Below are 19,202 nucleotides of genomic sequence, written 5' to 3' on the forward strand. Positions count from 1 at the left end.
CGCGAGCGGGGACTTGGCACTGAAACTACTGCGAGAAAACTACGACTACAACGTCAACCCTACGGGATGCCCGGCCCAAAACCTATCCGGCGGTCACCGGGGGCGAAAGGACGGGCCCGCCGGTGCCCTCGGCTACAGCGTGTCGAAGCGCTCCAGGACCAGCTCGACGAGCTCGGAGGGGACCGCCTCGCCCGGGACCAGCAGCGGGCGGGAGACGACGTCCGCGCCGCATCCGGCGACACGGGCCGCGAAATGCCCGGGCGCCAGAAGGTAGGTGGCCACGACGACGCGGCCCGCCCGGCTCCACCGGCGCGCCGACCGCGCGGCGGCTGCCCCGAGCGCCTCTTCCAGGGACGGGGACGCGGCGGAGACGAAGGCGGCCTCCACGGGCCGCTCCAACCGGGAGGCCAGCAGGTCCGCGGTGATCCGGCAGTCGCGGACCCCCTGGGGGTCGGTGGACCCGGCGCAGGCCAGGATCACGCGGTCGCCGCGGCGGAGGCCGGCCGCCCGCAGCCGCAGCTCGAGCACCGCGGCAAGGCGCGGATCCGGTCCCAGCGCGCGGGCGAGCGTGGTGCCCGGTGCCGCCGCGGCCTCGCCCGCGAGGTCGTGCCGGGTGTGGAAGCCCGCCGAGAGCAGCAGGGGGACGATGCGCGGCCGCCCGCCGGCCGCCCGGAGCACGGCCCCGACGTCGGGCTGCTGCACGTCGACGAACGCGGGCTCGACCCGCGTCCCGGGCCGGGCCAGGGCGACGGCCGCGACGAGCCCGGCGATCGCCGCCTGCCCCGCGGGGCTGTTGGTCCCGTGCGAGGCGGCGACCAGCGTGGTGGCCTCCACGGGAGGTTCCCAGCCGCCCCACGCCGTGTTCGACGCCGGGGCCAGCAGCGCGGCGCTCACAGCGAGACCCCCACCCAGACGTGGCCGTCCTCGATGCGGACCGGGTGCACGGCCAGGCGCAGCTCCGGGGCATTCAGGCACTCGCCGGAGTCCAGGCGGTAGACCTGCTTGTGCAGCGGGCTCGCGACGGTGGCGACGGTCCCGGCGTCGGTGGACCGGCCGCCGACGATGCCGCGGGCCATCACGTGGGCGCCGGTCGCGGGGCAGCGCTGATCGGTCGCGTGGACGGAGCCGTCGGCGAGCCGGAACAGCGCGATCTGCCCGGAGCCGATCCACGCCGCCTCGCCCCATCCGGCCTCCAGGTCGGTCACGTCGCAGACGTTGTGCCAGGTCAGCGGTCGCGGGCGGCGTGCCGGCCCGCCGGGCCCGCCCGCCTCCGCGGCCACCCCCGCGTCCACTCCCGCCTCCGCGGCCAGCCCCGTTGCGGTGTTCCCGGGCGCGGCGTCCCCGGCGGCGCCGGAGCCTGCTTCCGCGTCCTGTACTGCGGTGTCCTCAACAACAGCGCTCATGCGTTTGGCTCCTGGGTCGTCGGGGGCCGCCGTGGGTCCTCGGGCGGCCCGTGGGCTCATCCCAGCCTAGGAACGGCGTGTTTCGCGCCGTGCCGGAGCGTGTTTCCCCGCCGTAAATCCAGGCTCACGGCGTGCCGGCGGCGCCTGTGAGCCGCCCGGGGCCGTGTTTCCGGGATGTTTCCCCGTCCTCACCGGAGTTCCGGGGATCCCGCAAAACAACGTATCGCGGTCGAAACAGGAGGGAAACTGCCGGGCAAAGGCGCCTCCCTACGCTGGGAAACGGGAGGCGGCGCCACGCCTCGAGACCCGGCCAGCACGCCCCACGGAGGACACATGAGCACGGCATCCGGCAGCGAAACCGCACCCACCAGCGACCCGAGCGGGCCCCGGAGGATCGTGGTGATCGGGGGCGGCCCGGCCGCGCACCGGTTCACCGAGGCGATGGCCGCGCGCGGCCTCGCCGGCTCACGCGTCACCGTCCTGACGGAGGAGGCCCACGTCCCCTACGACCGCGTCGCCCTCAGCCGTGCCCTCACCGAGACGGACGTCGACCTCACCCTCGGTGGCGGCGTGTGGGGGCACGACGCCGTCACGCTCGTCACCGGCGCCCGGGCCGTCGACCTGGACCTCGACGCGCGGGAGGTCCTCACGGCCGACGGCGGACGGCACCCCTACGACGAGCTGGTCATCGCGACCGGTTCCAACGCCGCGACCCTTCCCCTGCCGGGCCACGAGCACACGTCCGTGTACCGCACGCTGGAGGACGTCTGGTCCATCAACCGCCAGGTCGCCGAACTCAGGGCCACCCTGGGCCGGGAAGTCAACGCGGTCACGATCGGCGGCGGCCTGCTGGGCCTGGAGGCGGCGGCGGGGCTGCAGGCCCTGGGCGCCCGCCCGATCGTCATCGACGGCGGAAAGTGGCTGATGGGAACCCAGCTCGACGAGGGAGCCGGACAGGCCATGGGACGGCTCGTCGCGGGCAAGGGGCTCGAGGTCCACGGCGGGGTCTACCCCGCGGCGGTCCTCACCGGCGAACGCGACGGCGCGGCCTGCGTCACCGGCGTCGAGATGGCGGACGGGCGGATCATCGACGCGGACATGGTCGTCGTGTCCATCGGCGTGCGGCCGCGCGACGAGCTGGCCCGGGCGGTCAACGCCCGGGCCCGGGCCGAGGCGGCGGCCGCAGCCGGGATCGGCGCGGACGAGCTGGGCGACGAGGACTTCGTGCCCGTGTTCCGCCTGGGCGCCCGCGGCGGCATCGTCATCGACGAGGGCTGCGCGACCGACGTCGAGCACGTGTGGGCGGTCGGCGAGGTCGCGAACTTCGGCGGCCTGTGCGTGGGCCTCGTGGCGCCGGCCAACACGATGGCCGAGATCGCGGCGGACCGGCTCTGCGGGGGCGACGCGACGTTCTCCGGCTTCGACACCGCCACGAAGCTCAAGCTGTCGGGCGTCGACGTGGCCAGCTTCGGCGACGCCTTCGCGAAGGCGGACGGCGCGCTCGAGGTCGTCTACGCGGACCCGGCCCGCGGCGTCTACCAGAAGATCGTGGTCACGGGCGACGCGAAGACGCTGCTCGGCGGCATCTTCGTCGGCGACGCGGCGCCCTACACCTCACTGCGCCCGTTGCTGGGCCGCGAGTTGCCGGCCGAGCCCGGCGCCTACCTCTCCGCCGCGGGCGGCGGCGACGCGCCGGACACCGAGCTGCCCGACGACGCGATCCTGTGCTCGTGCAACAACGTCGCCGCCGGGGCCATCCGCGACGCCGTCGGCGGTTGCGGCACCTGCGAGGGCAACGGGCCCGTGCAGGACCTCGGCGGGCTGAAGACCTGCACCCGGGCCGGGACCCAGTGCGGCTCCTGCGTCCCGATGCTCAAGAAACTGCTCGAGCGCGAGCTCGTGAAGGGCGGCGTCGAGGTCTCCCGCGCCATGTGCGAACACGTCGCGCTGTCCCGCGCCGAGCTCTTCGAGGCGGTGCGGCTGGCGGGGCTCGCGTCCTACGACGCGATCATGGAGCGCTTCGGCACCGGGTCCGGCTGCGACATCTGCAAGCCGGCGATCGCCTCGATCCTCGCCTCCCAGCACTCGGCGTACCCGCTCGACGCCGGCCTCGGCGCCCTCCAGGACACCAACGACCGCGCGCTCGCGAACATGCAGAAGGACGGGACGTACTCCGTGGTCCCGCGCATCCCCGGCGGGGAGATCACCCCGGAGAAGCTGGCCGTCATCGCTCGCGTCGCCGGGGAGTACGGGCTGTACACGAAGATCACCGGGGCGCTGCGGATCGACATGTTCGGGGCGCGGCTGGAGCAGCTGCCCGAGATCTGGCGCGAGCTCGTGGACGCCGGCTTCGAGTCCGGGCAGGCGTATGGCAAGGCGCTGCGCAACGTCAAGAGCTGCGTGGGATCCACCTGGTGCCGTTTCGGTGTGCAGGACTCCGTGGCCATGGCGATCGGGATGGAGCTGCGCTACCGGGGGCTGCGGGCCCCGCACAAGTTCAAGATGGGCGTCTCGGGCTGCGCGCGGGAGTGCGCCGAGGCGCGCGGCAAGGACGTCGGCGTGATCGCCACCGCGGACGGCTGGAACCTGTACGTCGGCGGCAACGGCGGCGCCAACCCGGCGCACGCCCAGCTGCTCGCCCAGGACCTCGACGACGCCACGCTGCTCAAGTACGTCGACCGCTACCTCATGTACTACATCCGCACGGCGGACCGGCTGCAGCGCACAGCCCACTGGATGGCGGACCTCGACGGCGGGATCGACCACGTCCGCGCGGTGGTGGTCGGGGACTCGCTGGGCCTGGGGGAGGAGCTCGAGGCGGCCATGGCGCGCCACGTGGAGTCCTACGAGGACGAGTGGGCCGCGACCCTGGCCGACCCCGACCGGCTCCGGAGGTTTCGGTCGTTCGTCAACGCGCCCGACCAGCGGGACACGTCGCTGGCCTACGTGCGGGAGCGCGGTCAGCTGCGGCCCGCGGAGCCGGTCCCGCTCGGCGCGACGATCCCGGTGGGCCCGCAGGGCGGCGCAGCGTCCGGGGGGTCGCTGTGATCGGCGGGACGCCGGAGTTGCGCGGGCACCGGGTCGTCGTCGCCGGCGCCGAGCGCGCGGCGCGCCACGCCGTCGCGCGGTGCCGCGCCCTCGGCGCGGACGTGACGCCCGCCGTCGCGCCGTCGTCCCTGGCGACGCTGGACCCGGCGCTGCGGCGCGCCTCCCTGGTGGTCGCCGTCGACGACGGCAATCCCGGGTGGGACATCCTCCCCGCGCTGTGCCGCGAGCGGCGGATCCTGCTGGTGCGGGAGCGGCCCGCTCCCGACGCGGGGTCGGTCACCCTCGTCGGCGGCGGCCCGGGCGCCGCGGACCTGGTCACGGTGCGCGGCGCGGAGGCGCTGGCCCGCGCCGACGTGGTGTTCTACGACCGGCTCGGCCCCTACGGCACCGTGGCCGGGCTCGCCCCGGGGGCCGAGCTGGTCGACGTCGGCAAGCTGCCGGGCCACCACAAGGTCCCGCAGCTGCTCATCGAGCGGCTGGTCGTCGAGGCGGCGCTCGCCGGGAAGTCCGTGGTGCGCCTCAAGGGCGGGGACCCGTTCGTCTTCGGGCGCGGCGGCGAGGAGGTCGCCGCGTGCGTGGCCGCCGGCATCTCGGTGACCGTGGTCCCCGGCATCACCAGCGCCGTCTCCGTGCCGGGCGCCGCCGGGATCCCGGTCACGCACCGCGGGGTCAGCCGCATGTTCACCGTGGCCTCCGGGCACCAGCCCTTCTCCGAGGCCGAGCTGGAGCACCTGGCCGGGCTCGGCGGCACGATCGTCGTGCTGATGGGCGTCGGCACGCTGCCGCAGACGGTCGGGGGGCTGCTGCGCCACGGGCTGGACCCCGCGACCCCGGCGGCCATCGTCGAACGGGGCTTCAGCGACACGCAGCGCAGCACGGTCGCTCGGATCGACGGACTGGTGGTCGCGGCGGGCCTCGCGGGCTGCACGTCGCCCGCCGTCGTCGTGATCGGGGACGTCGTCGCGGTCGGGGCGGACGCCGCCGCCGAGCTCGCCGGATACGCCCCCGCCGGGGCGCGGCGATGAGCGGCGCGGCCGACCAGCCGCTCGCCGGGTTCCGGATCGGCGTCACGTCGGACCGGAGGTCGGCGGATCTCATCGACGCCCTCGAACGGCGCGGGGCCACCGTCCTGCACGCGCCGGTGCTGAAGATCGCCCCCGTGGCCGAGGACGCGGAACTGGTCGCCGAGACGGAGGCGCTCATCGCCGCGCGCCCCGACGTCCTGCTGGTGACCACCGCTTACGGCATGCGCCGCTGGATCGAGGCCGCCGACGCCCACGGCCTCGGCGAGCAGCTTGCCGACGTCCTGGAGTCGGCGAGCATCCACGTGCGCGGCCCGAAGGCGCGGGGGGCCGTGCGGGCCGCGGGGTTCACCGACGACGGCATCAGCCCGGACGAGCGCACCGCCACCCTGGTGGACAACGTCATCGCCCGGGGGATCGCGGACCGCACGGTCGCCGTCCAGCTCCACGGCCACGCCGACCTCGAGGGGCTCGAGCGGCTGCGAGCCGCGGGCGCGGCCGTCCTCACCGTCTCCCCCTACCGGTGGGTGGCGCCTCCGGACAGCGAGGAGCGGGTAGACCGGCTGCTCGAGGCCGCCTGCACGGGCGGGCTCGACGTCGTGACCTTCACGTCGGCCCCGGCCGTCGACGCGCTGTGGAGCGCCGCGCAGAAGAGCGGACGCTACTGGCGGCTGATGGAGGCGTTCCAGACGCACCTGACGGCGGCGGCGGTCGGCAGCGTCACGGCGCAGCCGCTGGTCGACGCCGGTATCGAGCCGCTGGTTCCGGACCGGTTCCGCATGGGTGCGATGATCCGCCTGGTCGTGGAACACCTGTCAGGGCGCGGGACGCACCGCTTCGAGACGGCGCTGGGCCCCTGCAGCGTGCGCGGGAACGCCGTCGAACTGGACGGGGCGCGGACCGAGCTGACGGCGTCGCAGCTGGCCCTGTTCCGCGTGCTCGCCGACGCGCAGGGTGCGGTGCTCCCGCGCGCCGAGCTCGCCGGCCTGCTGTGTGACGGGCAGGGCGACCACGCCCTGGACATGGCCGTCAGCCGCCTGCGGCAGGCGCTTCCCGACGCCAAGCTGGTCGCCACCGTCATCAAGCGCGGCTATCGCCTCAACGTCTAGGACGCGCCCGGGCCGGGAAGCGCCGGGCTACCGCGCGGGGGCGGTCCCGACGCGCAGGGCCCGTGCGACGACGACGGCGGCCACGACCGCGAGCACCACGGCGATCGCGCTGGTCACCGTCACCCCGGCGTCGAACGCGTGGGCCGCCGACTCCAGCAGCGCGTCGGCGGCCGCCCCGGAGTCCGCCGGCAGTTCGCCCGCGACGTCGACCGCGCCGCCCAGGGTCTCCCGCGCCCGGTCGGCCTGTTCCGCGCTGAGCTCGGCGGGCAGGCGCACTCCCGAGGTGTAGGCGGCGTTCAGGATGCTGCCGAGCACCGCGGTGCCCAGGACCGAGCCGACCTCGTAGGCCGTCTCGGAGATGGCCGAGGCGGCCCCCGCCTTGGCCGGCGGGACCGCGGAGAGGGCGAGGTCGTTGGAGATGGTCTCGGCCATGCCGACGCCGGCTCCGAGCACGGCGAAGGCGACCATCAGGGCGGTGACGGACCCCGTCTGGCCCAGGGCGAACACGATCCCGTAGGCGACGGCGTTCAGCCCCAGCCCGGCGACCATGACCGTCGAGGCGCGGAAGCGCCGCACCAGCGGCACGGCCGCGAAGCCGCAGGCCACGGTCAGGGCGAGGCCGGGCAGCATGAGGACGCCGGCCTCGACGGGCGACTTGCCCGCGATCAGCTGCAGGTGCTGCGCCAGGAAGTAGATGAATCCCACGAGCGAGAACACACTGAGCAGATTCACCGTCAGCGCGCCGGAGAACACGGGGTTGCGGAACAGCCGGACGTCCAGCATCGGGTCCCGGCGCCGCAGCTGGCGGCGGACGAAGACCACGCCGGAGGCCAGCCCGAGGGCCAGCGACGCCGCGGGGACCAGGATCGAGCCCGACGTCGTCGCGGCCTTGATCGCGTAGACGACCGGCAGCAGGGTGGCGATCACGAGCAGGACGCTCAGGGGGTCCAGACGGCCCGGCCGGGGGTCCTTGGATTCGGGGATCAGGAACGGCCCGAACACCAGCAGGGGGAGCATCATGGGAACGGCGAGCAGGAACACGGAGCCCCACCAGAAGTGCTCCAGCAGCCAGCCGCCGAGGATCGGGCCGAGCGCGGCGCCGCCGGAGAAGCCGGCGGCCCAGACCGCGATCGCCGTGCGGCGCTCCGAGTCGTCGGTGAAGATGTTGCGGATCAGGGAGAGGGTGGCCGGCATCAGCATCGCGCCGAACACCCCGAGCAGGGCGCGCGCGGCGATGAGCGTCTCCGCGGTGGGCGCGAACGCCGCCGCGGCGGACACCGCGGCGAAGCCGGTGCCGCCGATCAGCAGCAGGCGGCGCCGGCCCAGCCGGTCGCCGAGGCTGCCCATGGGCACCAGAAGGCCCGCCAGCACCAGCGGGTAGATGTCGATGATCCACAAGAGTTGCTGGCCGGACGGCGCCAGCGCGGTGGAGAGCGCCGGGACCGCGAAGCTCAGTACGGTGTTGTCCACGGCGACCAGCAGCACGGGGAACATGAGCACGGCCAGCGCGGCCCAGCGCCGCGCGCGGGCGGCGGTGCCGTGGGCCTGCGGGGTGTGGTGGTTCAGGTGCGTGGTCATGGCTGTTCCCGGATCGGTGGGCTGGGTGTCGAAATCATAACTATACCGTCTGGACGGTATAGAGAAAAGCCGCTGCAGATGGCCTTCGCCACACGCCGAGCCGCTAGAGTTTCAGGCATGTCCAGACCGCCAGCCGCCCGGGAGAAGATCCTCGACGCCTACTGCGACCTGCTCCGCCGCGACGGCGAGCGCGCCGCGACCATGGATTCCACGGCCGCGCTGGCCGGGGTGTCCAAGGGCGGCCTGCTGTACCACTTCAAGTCCAAGGACGCCCTGGCCGAGGCCGTGGTGGAGCGCCTGCTGGCGGCCGCCGAGCGGGACCAGGCCGTCATGGCGACGGCGGAGGAGGGCGCCTCGCGCTACTTCGTGCGGACGTCCCTGCAGAGCGGATCGGACCTGGACACCACGTACTCCGCCGTCGTGCGGCTGGCCGCCGGCGCCTACGAACCGGCGGTGCGCGCGCTGGACACCGTGCACCGCGGCTGGCTGGAGCTGATCCAGCGCGAGGTCGGCGACCCGCACGCTGCGGGCGCGATCATGCTCATGGGCGAGGGCCTCTACTACCACTCCACGCTGCCCGGGACCTGGTCGCGGGGTACGTTCGTGGAATCCCTGGACGAGCTGCTGCGCCAGGTCGACCGGCTGAAGTCCGGGAGCTGACGTGTCCCTGAGGCTGCCGCGCCAACCGTGGCGGGGGAGGATCGGCGCGCTGCTGGGCATTCTGCTGATGGCGTTGAGCCTGCGCGCGGCGGTCTCCGCGGTCCCGCCGCTGCTGGGGACCATGGGGCCGGAGCTCGGTTTCGACTCGGTGAGCACGGGCGTCCTGGCGATGCTGGCGCCGCTCGTTTTCGCCGGCGCCGGGCTCGCGACGCCGCGGCTCATCCGTTCCCACGGCCTGGAGCGCGTGCTGGTGGCGGCGGTGCTGTTGGCTGTGGCCGGGCAGGTCGGCCGCGCCCTGGTGGGCGGTGTCTGGCCCTTCCTCGGACTCTCGGCGGTGACCATGGCGGGCTACGGGATGGGCAACGTGGTGCTGCCGCCGCTCGTGAAGAAGTACTTCCCCGACCGGCTGGGACCCGTGACCGCCGGCTACGTCACGCTGCTCGCCGTCGGCACGGCCATGAGCCCGCAGCTGGCCGTACCCCTGGCCGAGGCCGCCAACTGGCGCGTTTCGATCGCCGTCTGGTCCCTGGCGAGCGCCGCCGTCCTGCTGCCGTGGGGCGCGCAGCTGGCCGCGGACCGGCGGCGGGCGGCAGCCGACCACCCGACGGCGCATCGCGCGGGACACGCGGCGCCGGGGTACGGCGCCCGGGCCGCCGAGGCGCCCCTGAACCCGTGGCGCCACCCCGTCGCCTGGGGGCTGGCGATCTTCCTCGCGGGCAACTCGGCGCAGACCTACGTGTACTTCACCTGGCTGCCGCCCTACCTGGCCGGGCAGGGGCTCGATGCCGGGGCCGCGGGCAGCGCGCTGGCGTTCTTCGCGATCCTCGGCCTGCCGGTGAGCCTGGTCGTGCCGCTCGTCGTGCCGCGGATGCGCCATCCGATTATCGCGATCGCCCTCTTCGCCGCCTGCTGGAGCGTCGGCCACACTGGCCTCTACCTGTCCCCGACGGCCGGGACGTGGTGGTGGGTGGCCTTCTCCGGCCTGGGTCAGGGGACCTTCGCGACGGCGCTGCTCATGATGAACCTGCGCTCGCGGACGACCCACGGATCCGGGGTGCTGTCCGGCTTCAGCCAAGGGCTCGGCTACGCGGGGGCCGGCGTGGCCCCGCTGCTTTTCGGCGTCGTGCACGACGCGACGGGCGGCTGGGGGGCGTCCTTCGCCATGCTGGGGGTTTGCCTCATCGTCATGATGGTGGGTGCCGTGATGATCAACGGCCCGCGGCGCATCGAGGACCCCGCCCCGGAGCGCGCTAGGGTCCCGGTTGCCTGATCAACGTTCCGGCAGGGCGTCGCACGCGGCGAGGACCTTATGCAGGGTGTTCAGGTTGCGGGTGGTGGCCAGCGGCTTGTACCGAGCCCGGGCGAGCTGCTTGGCCACATTGGTGTCCAGGGACGAACCCTTGGGCACCTCCCAGTACAGGACGTCCCCCCGGGCGGCATACCGTTCCCCGGGCGACGGCGCGGGGCATTCGGCGGCGGCCTCACGGGCCGTCGCGGCGCCGGTGGTGAGGACGGCGTACGCGTGGCGGGGAACGCCGTCGTCCGGCGGAACGAACGGATAGCCCGCGGCGATCTCGGCGATCTCGGCGGGCGTCTTCACGATGACCCAGGCTTCGTAGCCGAACGCTTCGCGCAGGATCGTCTCGATGTGGCTCTTGACGCGGGCGGGGTCGGAGCTCTGCGCGGACAGGACGACGTTGCCCGAGGCCAGCAGGGTGGTGACGTTGCCGTAGCCCGCTTCCGTCAGGACTTGCCGCAGGTCCTTCATGGCGATCCGCACCCCGCCCACGTTGATGCCCCGCAGGAACACCGCAAAGGTCGTCATGCCCGCATTCTTTCGCGGCGGGGGCCCGGAGGGGAAGCCCGCCGCCGTGGCGCGCCGGGGCACCCGGCCCTCGCCGGACGCCGCTCCGGTTCGGCTCCTACGACAGGAGGTCGGCCCGGATTGCCTCGGCGGTGGAGCGCAGCCGTTCCAGCGCCACCGGGATCGTCTGCGAGTTCAGGCGTCCCGAGGGCGCGGCGACCGCGAGCGCCGCCACCGCGTGGCCCGAGCGGTCGCGGACCGGAACGGCCACCGCGTGCAGGCCCGCCTCGGTCTCCCCGAGATTCGTCGCGAAGCCGCGGGAGCGGACAGCGGCGAGCTCCCGCAGCAGCTCGTCCACGGTGCGGATGGTTCGGTCCGTGAGCGTCCGCAGGCCATCGCCGAATAAGGCGCGGACGCGATCGTCGTCGAGTTCGGCCAGCAGGACCTTTCCCCCGGAGGTCGACGACGCGGGCAGCAACGTGCCCGTCCGTGGTGTCACCCGCACCATCCGGTCGCCCTCGACCCCCTCGATGAAGCGGCAACCCCCGTGTTCGAGGACGATGAGGTTCACCGTCTCGTGGAGCTCGCGGGCCAGGCGCTGCATGTGCGTCCGGGCCTGGCGCCGCACGTCGAGGTCCTTGATCGACGCCAGCGCGATGCCCACGAGCACGTTCCCGGCCCGATAGGTCCTCCCGCCGCGGTCCTGAACGACAAAACCGCGCCACGCCAGGGTGGCCAGCAGCCGGTGCGCCGTGGACTGCGCCACCCCGAGTTCGCGGGCCACGTCGCGCACCCGCAGCTCGCCGCGTTCCTGCAGGAGCAGCAACACCGTGAGCGCGTGGTCCACGGACCCGATGAGATGGGGAGGCCGCCCGGTGTCCTCCTGTTCGTTCCGCATAGAGGAATGGTACGTCTGTTTCGTTCCCTCCTGCGGGATACGGTTCTACCGTGGGCCCCGGAACCATATCCATCCCTTCCGGAACCACCCGACTCACAGAAATGGCGAGGCGCATCCATGAACCAGCGCATCCTCTACGCCGCCGGGGTCGCCGCCCTGCTGGCCCTCACGTCCTGCGCGGCACCGGCCGCAACCCCCGCCTCCGGTCCGGACACCGAGGCGCCGACCACCGTGAACGTCGCCGAGACGACCGGCGTGCCGTCCGCCTTTCTCCAATACGGCGTCGACCAGGGGTTTTTCGCCGACCGGGGGCTGACCGTCAACGTCGACGTCAGCGCCGGCGGTGCCGCCGCGGTCCCGGCGCTGGTCAGCGGGAACATCCAGTTCGCGGGATCGAATGCGGTCAGCGTGCTCATCGCGTCGTCGAAGGGGCTTCCGCTGAAGGTCATCGCTCCCGGAACGCGAACCGCCGAAAGCGCCGAGCTGGACTTCTCGAAGGTGCTTGTCGCGGGGGACAGCGACATCGAGGACGTCGCGGACCTGGCCGGGCGCAAGGTCGCGGTCAACACGCTCGCCAACATCAGCGAGGTCTCGCTACGCGCGGCACTGGGCAACCTCGGGGCCGACGCCTCGAGCATCGAGTTCGTTGAGCTGGGGCTGCCGGACATGCTGCCCGCGCTGGAGCAGGGGCACGTCGACGCCGCGCTGTCGATCGAGCCTTTCGTGACGATGGGTGTCGAGGACGGCGCCCGCGCGGTCCTCAGCCCCTACGCGCAGTCGATGCCAGGGTTGATGGTCGGCGCGTACATCACCACGGAGGACTACCTGAACGGGAACCCCGAGGTCGTGGCGGCCTTCCGGCAGGGACTCGAGGACACGAGCGCGTCCATCGCGAGCGATCCGGACGCATTCCGCGCGGCGCTGCCGGAGTACGCGAAGGTCAGCGAGGCCGCGGCGACCTCGATGAACCTGCCCGAGTGGAAGCCGGGAGTCAGCCGCGAATCGCTTGAGTTCCTGAACGAGAAGTCCGTGGAGTACGGGCTCTTCGACGAGGCGGTCGACATCGATGCGCTGGTGGCGGAATGAGCGCCGCGCTGCGCCCGGAGCCGAACCCCGGCTACCTCCGGATCGCCACGGAAGAGGCCTACGCGCTTCCCGAGATGTACGAGCTGTTCCGAAGCCAGCTCCGGGACGGCAGCGTGGACGACCCCGGGTTCCGGAGCCTGGTGGGACACTACGCGTTGAGCCCCGGGGCACACCCCCGCTCGGTCCTCGAGAAGCTGCAGGACGCCGGCGACCTGCGGATCGCGGACATGGACGGCGCGGGCATCGACCATCAGGTGATGGCGCTGACGGCCCCGGGCACCCAGATGATGTCCGCGCCCGACGCGCGGCGCATCGCGGCCCTGGCGAACGACCGGCTCGCCGAGGCCTGCTCCCGGCACCCCGACCGCTTCTCGGCGCTCGCCGCGGTCGCCTACCAGGACCCAAAGACCGCGGTGCGCGAGCTGCGCCGGGCGGTGCTCGAGCTGGGGTTGAAGGGCGTCATCCTCAATTCCCACATCAACGGCGAGTACATCGACGATCCGAAGTTCTTCCCGATCCTCGAGGCGGTGGCGGAGCTCGGGGTGCCGATCTACCTCCACCCCACCGCGCCGCCGGCCTCCATGATCGCGCCGTTCCTCGAGGCCGGACTCGACGGTTCCATCTACGGGTTCGGCGTCGAGACGGGTCTCCATCTGCTGCGGATCGTGACCTCGGGCATCTTCGACCGCCTGCCGACGCTGAAGCTGGTCGTCGGGCACCTCGGCGAGGCGCTGCCGTTCTGGCTGCACCGCATCGACAACCGGTACGACAAGCAGATCGGCGCGGGCCGCTACGAGTTCCTGAAGCCGCTCGAGATGAAGCCCTCCGAGTATTTCCGGCGCAACATCTGGATCACCACCAGCGGCATGCCGTGGGCACCGGCCATCATGTTCACGCGGGAAGTCGTGGGCGCGGACCGCGTGATGTACGCGATGGACTATCCGTACCAGTTCGACGCTTCGGAGGTCGTGGCGCAGGACAACCTGCCGATCGGCCCGGGGGAGAAGAAGGCGTTCTTCGAAACGACGGCGCGGGACGTGTTCGGGCTGTCGTTCTGAGGAGCGGCGGTAGGCTCTGGCCATGACCCTCCGCGCAGCCTACGGTTCCTGGCCATCCCCGATCACCGCACGGCAGCTCGCTGTCGGCACCGTTCCGTTGGGGTCCCCCGGGTTTGCGGGCGACGAGCTGTGGTGGCTCGAGGGACGCCCCGCCGAGGGCGGCCGGATGACCATCCTCGCGCAGGCCCGGTACGGAGGGGCCGCGCGGGACGCCGCACGCGCCGAGCCCCGGGAACTGGTCAAAGCGCCGTTCAACGTGCGCAGCCGCGTGAACGAATACGGCGGAACTCCCTGGGCCTCGGTGGAACTCGGCGGCCGGCATCGTCTCGTGTTCGTGAACTTCGCGGACCAGCGGGCCTACCTGTTGGATCCCGCGGGGGGCGGGCCGCGGCCGCTCACGCCCGTCTCCACGGGCACCGACGGTGGCGACCCGGCCCTGCGCTTCGCCGAGTTCACGCGGTCGGCCGGGGCCGACGGGACCGACGCCGTAGAGCTCCTGGCGCAGTGCGAGGACCACCGCGGCACACGGATCGAGCGCTACGTCGTCGCCATCCCCCTCGACGGATCGGCGGCCGCCGACGCCGGCGCGCTGCGCCGCGTGACGCCGTCGTCGCGTTTCGTCGCCGGCGCGCGCGTCAGCCCCGACGGCCGCCGCATCGCGTGGATCTGCTGGGAGCACCCGCAGATGCCGTGGGACGGGACCGTCCTGCGCGTCGCCGACCTGCGCGACGGCGTGGCGACGGGCGTGCGGGACGTCGCCGGCTCGGCCTCCGAGTCCGTGCTGCAGCCCGAATGGCTCGACGACGGGACGCTCGTTTTCGTGTCGGACCGCAGCGGGTGGTGGAACCTCTACGCGCAGTCCGTGGAAGGCGGCGCGGGACCCGCGCGGCCGCTCTGCCCCCTCGAGGAGGAGTTCGCCGGGCCGCTCTGGCAGGTCGGGACCGCGTGGTACCGGGTCCTGGATGCGGGCCGTCTGCTGGTCGCCCACGGGACCCACGGGATGCGGCTCGGGGTCCTGGATGTGGAATCCGGGCGCCTCACCGACCTCGACCTGCCCTTCACCCACGCCCTGCCCGCGGCCGTGCGCGCGCTGGGGCCCGCGGGAGACTTGCCCGCCGCTGACCTGCCCGCGCAAGATCCGTACGCCGGCGACCTGCCCGCGCAAGATCCGTACGCCGGCGACCTGCCCACGCAAGACCTGCCCGCCGGAGACCCGCCCGTCGAAGGCCCTCCGGGTGGGGCGCGCGACGGCGCGGCGCCGCGGTTCGAGGTGCTCGCCACCTCCACCACGCTCGACGCGGGCGACGGCATCCGCCTGATCGATCTGGAAACGGGCGCCGTGCGGGACGTGCGGCTCGCCCTCGCGGACCGGCCGGATCCGGATCTGCTCCCGGAGGTGCGGTCGATGGAGTTTCCCACGCCGGATGGCCCGGTCTACGCGAACGTCTACGCCCCGCGGATGGCGGGCTACGCGGGTCTCGAGGGGGAGCTGCCGCCGTTCGTCGCCTTCGTCCACGGAGGCCCGACGAGCCAGGCCCGCGCCGGGCTGTCGCTGGGGATCGCGTACTACACGAGCCGCGGCATCGGCGTGGTCGACGTGAACTACGGCGGTTCCACCGGGTACGGCCGCGCCTACCGCGAGCGGCTGAAGGGACAGTGGGGCGTGGTGGACGTCGCGGACACCGTGGCCGTGATGGACGGACTCGTGGCCGCCGGCATCGCGGACGGCCGCCGGCTCGCCATCGAGGGCGGTTCCGCGGGCGGCTGGACGGCGCTCGCGTGTCTGACCTCGACCGACACGTTCGACGCCGGCGTCTCGCGCTACGGCGTCGCGGACCTCGAGGCCCTCGTCACCGACACCCACGACTTCGAATCGCGGTATCTGGAGGGGCTGGTGGGGCCGTGGCCCGAGGCCCGGGAGCTCTACCGGGATCGGGCCCCCGTGAACCACGTGGACGGCCTGAGTTGCCCGGTGCTGTTGCTGCAGGGGGACGAGGACAGGGTGGTTCCGCCGAGCCAGTCGCAGGCGTTCGCCGACGCGCTCGCCGCCAAGGGCATCCCGCACGCGTACGTGCTGTTCGCGGGCGAACAGCACGGATTCCGGCGGGCCGAGAACATCGTGAAGGCGTACGAGTTGACACTGGCGTTCTACGCGAGGGTGTTCGGTTTCGACGCCGACGTCGCGGAGATCGAGCTCGTCGCCGGGACGGCCTCGCGGGTGCCCTAACCGGCCTCGGCCGCGTCCGCGCAGCCGTCGCGGAGCTTCTGCAGGGCGTCCTCGGGGGCCTGGTCCCCGGCGGCGGCGAGTTCCCCCAGCGGTTCGGTGATGTCCGACGGCAACCCCGCCGTGTCGGCGGCGTCGACCAGCCCGGTGAGCAGGGTGAGGTCCTCGGCGCTGAGCGTCCCGTCCGTTACGGGGGCGCAGATCTGCTTTGTGAGTTCCGCCTTGCCCGTCGCGGCGACTTGGGACACGGCGCTCTCGGCCGCATCCTGGGCGACCTGGCCCACGTCGCCGCAGGCGGCGAGCAGGACGACGGCGGCTGCGGCGGGAAGGGCGGCGAAGAGACGGGCTGAGCGGAGCATGCCCCCATTCTAGGGTCCGAACCTGTGTGTGGGGCCTGAGGAAGGACCACGGACACCACCCGCCGCGACCCCACCCGCCGCGACCCCGGCCACCGGTGTTCGCCCACGAAGAACACGCCGGAAACCCTCTGGCACTCTCACGGGGGGAGTGCTAATTTCATAGTAGTTGAGCGGAGGGCGCTCAACTCTCGAACCCACAAGAATGGCCGGTCAACGCCGGCGGCAGACACACCAGGAGTTGATTAACATGGCACACAACTTCGATCCGTTCCGCGACTTCGACCGCATGGCCGGAGCTCTCCTCGACACACGGTCGGCGCTGCGCGAGATGCCGATGGACCTGTACCGCGAGGGCGACCACTACATCCTCACCGCGGACCTTCCGGGCATCGACCCGGGGTCGGTCGACGTCGACGTCGACGGGCAGCTGCTCACCATCCGGGCGGAGCGCACGCTGGCGTCCAACGACAACGTCAAGTGGATCACGCGGGAGCGCCGCGGGGGCAGCTTCATCCGCCAGCTCAACCTCGGCCAAGGCATCGACACCAGCGCCATCGCCGCCCACTACAACAACGGCGTCCTCAGCGTCACGATCCCCGTGCGGGAGAGCGCCAAGCCGCGCAAGATCGTCATCGAGACGGGCGGCGACGGCATGGTTGAAGGCGGACAGCTGGAGGACGCCCCCTCGTCGAAGGGGCAGGTCGAATCCTAGGCACCTCCATCCCGGCGACTCCCCAAGCCCACATCGAGGTGGAGTCCATGAGTCTGGAGTCCCGGGCGACGTCCGGCTCCGGTGTTCCCACGCTGGGGAGCGCCGGGGCCGGCGTCCGTCCCGACGCGCGCGGGGCGGGCCTTTACCGCGCGCGCTCGACGCGTTTTTCGTCCCACACGGGCGCGTCGGACTCGTAGACCCGGCCGTCGGACCCGAAGACCAGGAAGCGATCGAAGGACTTCGCGAACCAGCGGTCGTGCGTCACGGCCAGCACTGTTCCCTCGAACGCGTCGATGGCGCGTTCCAGCGCCTCGCCGGAGTGGAGATCCAGGTTGTCCGTCGGCTCGTCGAGGAGGAGCAGCGTCGCCCCGGACAACTGCAGGAGCAGGATCTGGAACCGCGCCTGCTGGCCGCCCGAGAGCGAGTCGAAGGACTGCTCGGCCTGGCCCGCGAGCCCGTAGCCGTCCAACGCGCCGGAGGCCGCCTCCCGTCCGAGCCCGGAACGGTGCTCGTCGCCGCGGTGAAGGATGTCGAGCAGGCTGCGCGAGGCGAGGTCGGGGCGGACGTGCGTCTGTGCAAAGTAGCCCGGGCGAATCCGGGCGCCGAGGCGCACGGTGCCGTTGTGGGGCACCTCGGCGATGACGACGTCGGACACGGGCACGTGTTCCTTCTCGGGGTCCGTGCCGCCGTTGGCGAGCAGCCGGAGGAAGTGCGACTTGCCCGATCCGTTGGACCCGAGGACGCCGACGCGGTCGCCGAACCAGATCTCGGTGGAGAACGGCTTCATGAGCCCGGTGAGCTCGAGCTTTTCGGCGACCACGGCGCGCTTGGCGGTGCGGCCGCCGCGCAGCCGCATGCGCACGTTCTGCTCGATCGGCAGGGCCTCGGGCGGGCCGGCCTCCAGGAACTTCGCGAGCCGCGTCTGGGCGGCGTGGTAGCGGTTGGCCATGTCGGAGCGGAACGCGGCCTTGTTCTTGTACATGTTCACCAGTTCCTTGAGCTTGGCATGCTCCTCGTCCCACCGCTTGCGCAGCTCCTCGAATCTGGCGTTGCGGTCCGAGCGTGCCTCGACGTAGGAACCGAAGCCGCCTCCGTGGATCCAGGCTCCGGCACCGTTGACTCCCGGTTCCAGGGTGACGATGCGCTCCGCCGCGACGTTAAGCAGCTCACGGTCGTGGCTGATGAACAGCACGGCTTTCTTCGAATCGTTGAGTTTCGCCTCTAGCCAGCGCTTCCCGGGTACATCGAGGTAGTTGTCCGGTTCGTCGAGGAGCAGGACCTCGTCGGGTCCAGAGAAGAGCGCCTCCAGGACGAGCCGCTTCTGCTCGCCGCCCGACAGCGTGGACGCCGCCCGGTACTGCGCGCGGTCGTAGGGGATGCCAAGGGATGACAGGCACACCTCGTCCCAGACTGTTTCCTGCTCGTACCCCCCGGCGTCGCCCCAGTCGACAATCGCCTGTGCGTAGCGCATCTGCGACTTCTCCTCCGCCGCCGGGGACGAGTGGTCTGCGATCATCGCATCCTCGGCAGCCGTCAGTTCCGCGGCAGCCTCGGCGATCGCGCGTGGCGCCGCCGAGACCAGGAGGTCCCGAACCGTCGACTCATCGCGGACCTGTCCGACAAACTGGCGCATGATCCCCATGCTGCCGGAGCGGCCGACCGTGCCCGCGTCGGGCACCAAGTCGCCCGCGATCACCTTGAAGAGAGTGGTCTTGCCGGTTCCGTTGGGCCCGATGAGTGCCGTCTTGCTGCCGTCCCCCACCTTGAAGGACACGCCGTTCAGCAGTTGTGATCCATCCGAAAGGAAGTAGTCGATCCCGGCGACGTCTATATGGCCCATCAGCCCATCCTATCGGCGGGTAATCCGCGAGGATCGCGGATGCAAGGCCCTCGCGGCGGACCGTAGCCCCAGGCGGCCCCGCGGCTCCTCGTCAGTGGACTTCCACCTTGGCTTAATCGAAGAAGTATTCCACAAGGAGTTCCTCATTACCCAAAGTATCATACTGATCTTCTAATCTTGGTTCATGGCTATCGAACCCGTGGACGGCACCGCGCATCCCGTGCGTGCGGCGGTGTCGGGGCCGGGTTCCTCCCCTGAACCGGCGCCCGTCGTCGGCGAGGCCGCGGGGCCCGCCTGCCCGCCCGACAGTCCCGCCGCAACGCCCGGCGCTCCGGGCGCGGCCGGTCTCGCGGCTTGTCCCGCGGGTGCGGCGCCGGTTGCCGTGGGGTCCTCGGCGGTGT

At 72.4% G+C, this 19,202-nt stretch carries 16 protein-coding genes; 9 read left to right on the forward strand and 7 right to left on the reverse strand.

Annotation, left to right across the window (positions count from 1 at the left end):
• Positions 1-132: 132 nt before the first annotated feature.
• Positions 133-894, reverse strand: coding sequence for a sirohydrochlorin chelatase (locus ACETWP_RS04470; protein ID WP_373970993.1), 762 nt, complete (start codon positions 892-894; stop codon positions 133-135).
• On the reverse strand, positions 891-1,403 hold the full coding sequence (gene nirD / locus ACETWP_RS04475; protein WP_373970994.1) for a nitrite reductase small subunit NirD: 513 nt from the start codon (positions 1,401-1,403) through the stop codon (positions 891-893). The genes ACETWP_RS04470 and nirD overlap by 4 nt, the downstream gene beginning before the upstream one ends.
• A 333-nt stretch (positions 1,404-1,736) precedes the next feature.
• Here nirD and nirB point away from each other — a divergent pair, with 333 nt between their 5' ends.
• From nirB to ACETWP_RS04490, 3 genes are read left to right on the forward strand one after another with little or no spacing between them, the layout of a single operon-like run.
• A complete protein-coding gene (gene nirB, locus ACETWP_RS04480) occupies positions 1,737-4,451 on the forward strand; it encodes a nitrite reductase large subunit NirB (RefSeq protein ID WP_373970995.1) in 2,715 nt (904 codons plus the stop codon).
• Positions 4,451-5,476, forward strand: coding sequence for a uroporphyrinogen-III C-methyltransferase (gene cobA / locus ACETWP_RS04485; RefSeq protein ID WP_373971027.1), 1,026 nt, complete (start codon positions 4,451-4,453; stop codon positions 5,474-5,476). The genes nirB and cobA overlap by 1 nt, the downstream gene beginning before the upstream one ends.
• A complete protein-coding gene (locus ACETWP_RS04490) occupies positions 5,473-6,582 on the forward strand; it encodes a uroporphyrinogen-III synthase (protein ID WP_373970996.1) in 1,110 nt (369 codons plus the stop codon). The genes cobA and ACETWP_RS04490 overlap by 4 nt, the downstream gene beginning before the upstream one ends.
• Positions 6,583-6,609: 27 nt before the next feature.
• Here ACETWP_RS04490 and ACETWP_RS04495 read toward each other — a convergent pair whose 3' ends face one another.
• On the reverse strand, positions 6,610-8,160 hold the full coding sequence (locus tag ACETWP_RS04495) for an MFS transporter (RefSeq protein WP_373970997.1): 1,551 nt from the start codon (positions 8,158-8,160) through the stop codon (positions 6,610-6,612).
• Between the two features lie 117 nt (positions 8,161-8,277).
• Here ACETWP_RS04495 and ACETWP_RS04500 point away from each other — a divergent pair, with 117 nt between their 5' ends.
• Together ACETWP_RS04500 and ACETWP_RS04505 are read left to right on the forward strand one after the other, a co-directional pair.
• Positions 8,278-8,820: a TetR/AcrR family transcriptional regulator gene (locus tag ACETWP_RS04500; protein WP_373970998.1), complete on the forward strand. Its 543-nt coding sequence runs from the start codon at positions 8,278-8,280 to the stop codon at positions 8,818-8,820.
• Position 8,821: 1 nt separating this feature from the next.
• Positions 8,822-10,090 carry an MFS transporter gene (locus ACETWP_RS04505; protein WP_373970999.1) on the forward strand — a complete coding sequence of 423 codons (1,269 nt, stop codon included), beginning with the start codon at positions 8,822-8,824 and terminating at the stop codon, positions 10,088-10,090.
• Here the strand turns inward: ACETWP_RS04505 and ACETWP_RS04510 are convergent, their stop codons facing one another.
• A complete protein-coding gene (locus ACETWP_RS04510; RefSeq protein ID WP_373971000.1) occupies positions 10,091-10,645 on the reverse strand; it encodes a DUF1697 domain-containing protein in 555 nt (184 codons plus the stop codon). It abuts the gene before it with no gap.
• Positions 10,646-10,742: 97 nt separating this feature from the next.
• The gene (locus ACETWP_RS04515; RefSeq protein WP_373971001.1) at positions 10,743-11,522 is read right to left on the reverse strand and encodes an IclR family transcriptional regulator; all 780 of its coding nucleotides are present in this window, start codon (positions 11,520-11,522) and stop codon (positions 10,743-10,745) included.
• Positions 11,523-11,639: 117 nt separating this feature from the next.
• Here ACETWP_RS04515 and ACETWP_RS04520 point away from each other — a divergent pair, with 117 nt between their 5' ends.
• Genes ACETWP_RS04520 through ACETWP_RS04530 form a run of 3 tightly spaced genes read left to right on the forward strand, consistent with a single transcriptional unit; the run spans position 11,640 to position 15,893 of the window.
• Complete coding sequence (locus tag ACETWP_RS04520; RefSeq protein WP_373971002.1) at positions 11,640-12,608, forward strand: ABC transporter substrate-binding protein; 969 nt, start codon at positions 11,640-11,642, stop codon at positions 12,606-12,608.
• Positions 12,605-13,666: an amidohydrolase family protein gene (locus ACETWP_RS04525; RefSeq protein ID WP_373971003.1), complete on the forward strand. Its 1,062-nt coding sequence runs from the start codon at positions 12,605-12,607 to the stop codon at positions 13,664-13,666. The genes ACETWP_RS04520 and ACETWP_RS04525 overlap by 4 nt, the downstream gene beginning before the upstream one ends.
• 22 nt (positions 13,667-13,688) lie before the next feature.
• Complete coding sequence (locus ACETWP_RS04530; protein ID WP_373971004.1) at positions 13,689-15,893, forward strand: dipeptidyl-peptidase 5; 2,205 nt, start codon at positions 13,689-13,691, stop codon at positions 15,891-15,893.
• On the opposite strand, the gene ACETWP_RS04535 is transcribed toward ACETWP_RS04530, so the two are convergent.
• The gene (locus tag ACETWP_RS04535) at positions 15,890-16,249 is read right to left on the reverse strand and encodes a hypothetical protein (protein WP_373971005.1); all 360 of its coding nucleotides are present in this window, start codon (positions 16,247-16,249) and stop codon (positions 15,890-15,892) included. The two genes, ACETWP_RS04530 and ACETWP_RS04535, sit on opposite strands and share 4 nt — an antisense overlap.
• A gap of 247 nt (positions 16,250-16,496) precedes the next feature.
• Here ACETWP_RS04535 and ACETWP_RS04540 point away from each other — a divergent pair, with 247 nt between their 5' ends.
• A complete protein-coding gene (locus ACETWP_RS04540; protein WP_373971006.1) occupies positions 16,497-16,961 on the forward strand; it encodes an Hsp20/alpha crystallin family protein in 465 nt (154 codons plus the stop codon).
• 142 nt (positions 16,962-17,103) lie between these two features.
• On the opposite strand, the gene ACETWP_RS04545 is transcribed toward ACETWP_RS04540, so the two are convergent.
• Entirely contained in the window at positions 17,104-18,801 is a 1,698-nt protein-coding gene (locus tag ACETWP_RS04545; RefSeq protein ID WP_373971007.1) for an ABC-F family ATP-binding cassette domain-containing protein, read from the reverse strand.
• Positions 18,802-19,202: the final 401 nt, after the last annotated feature.

This window comes from Arthrobacter halodurans, from assembly GCF_041877255.1.
Classification (GTDB): Bacteria; Actinomycetota; Actinomycetes; order Actinomycetales; family Micrococcaceae; genus Arthrobacter_N; species Arthrobacter_N halodurans.

Coding starts and splice junctions, on each gene's coding strand:
- nirD (WP_373970994.1), bottom strand. CDS start 1,403: ATGAGCGCTGTTGTTGAGGACACCGCAGTACAGGACGCGGAAGCAGGC.
- nirB (WP_373970995.1), top strand. CDS start 1,737: ATGAGCACGGCATCCGGCAGCGAAACCGCACCCACCAGCGACCCGAGC.
- ACETWP_RS04490 (WP_373970996.1), top strand. CDS start 5,473: ATGAGCGGCGCGGCCGACCAGCCGCTCGCCGGGTTCCGGATCGGCGTC.
- ACETWP_RS04495 (WP_373970997.1), bottom strand. CDS start 8,160: ATGACCACGCACCTGAACCACCACACCCCGCAGGCCCACGGCACCGCC.
- ACETWP_RS04500 (WP_373970998.1), top strand. CDS start 8,278: ATGTCCAGACCGCCAGCCGCCCGGGAGAAGATCCTCGACGCCTACTGC.
- ACETWP_RS04510 (WP_373971000.1), bottom strand. CDS start 10,645: ATGACGACCTTTGCGGTGTTCCTGCGGGGCATCAACGTGGGCGGGGTG.
- ACETWP_RS04515 (WP_373971001.1), bottom strand. CDS start 11,522: ATGCGGAACGAACAGGAGGACACCGGGCGGCCTCCCCATCTCATCGGG.
- ACETWP_RS04520 (WP_373971002.1), top strand. CDS start 11,640: ATGAACCAGCGCATCCTCTACGCCGCCGGGGTCGCCGCCCTGCTGGCC.
- ACETWP_RS04525 (WP_373971003.1), top strand. CDS start 12,605: ATGAGCGCCGCGCTGCGCCCGGAGCCGAACCCCGGCTACCTCCGGATC.
- ACETWP_RS04530 (WP_373971004.1), top strand. CDS start 13,689: ATGACCCTCCGCGCAGCCTACGGTTCCTGGCCATCCCCGATCACCGCA.
- ACETWP_RS04535 (WP_373971005.1), bottom strand. CDS start 16,249: ATGCTCCGCTCAGCCCGTCTCTTCGCCGCCCTTCCCGCCGCAGCCGCC.
- ACETWP_RS04540 (WP_373971006.1), top strand. CDS start 16,497: ATGGCACACAACTTCGATCCGTTCCGCGACTTCGACCGCATGGCCGGA.
- ACETWP_RS04545 (WP_373971007.1), bottom strand. CDS start 18,801: ATGGGCCATATAGACGTCGCCGGGATCGACTACTTCCTTTCGGATGGA.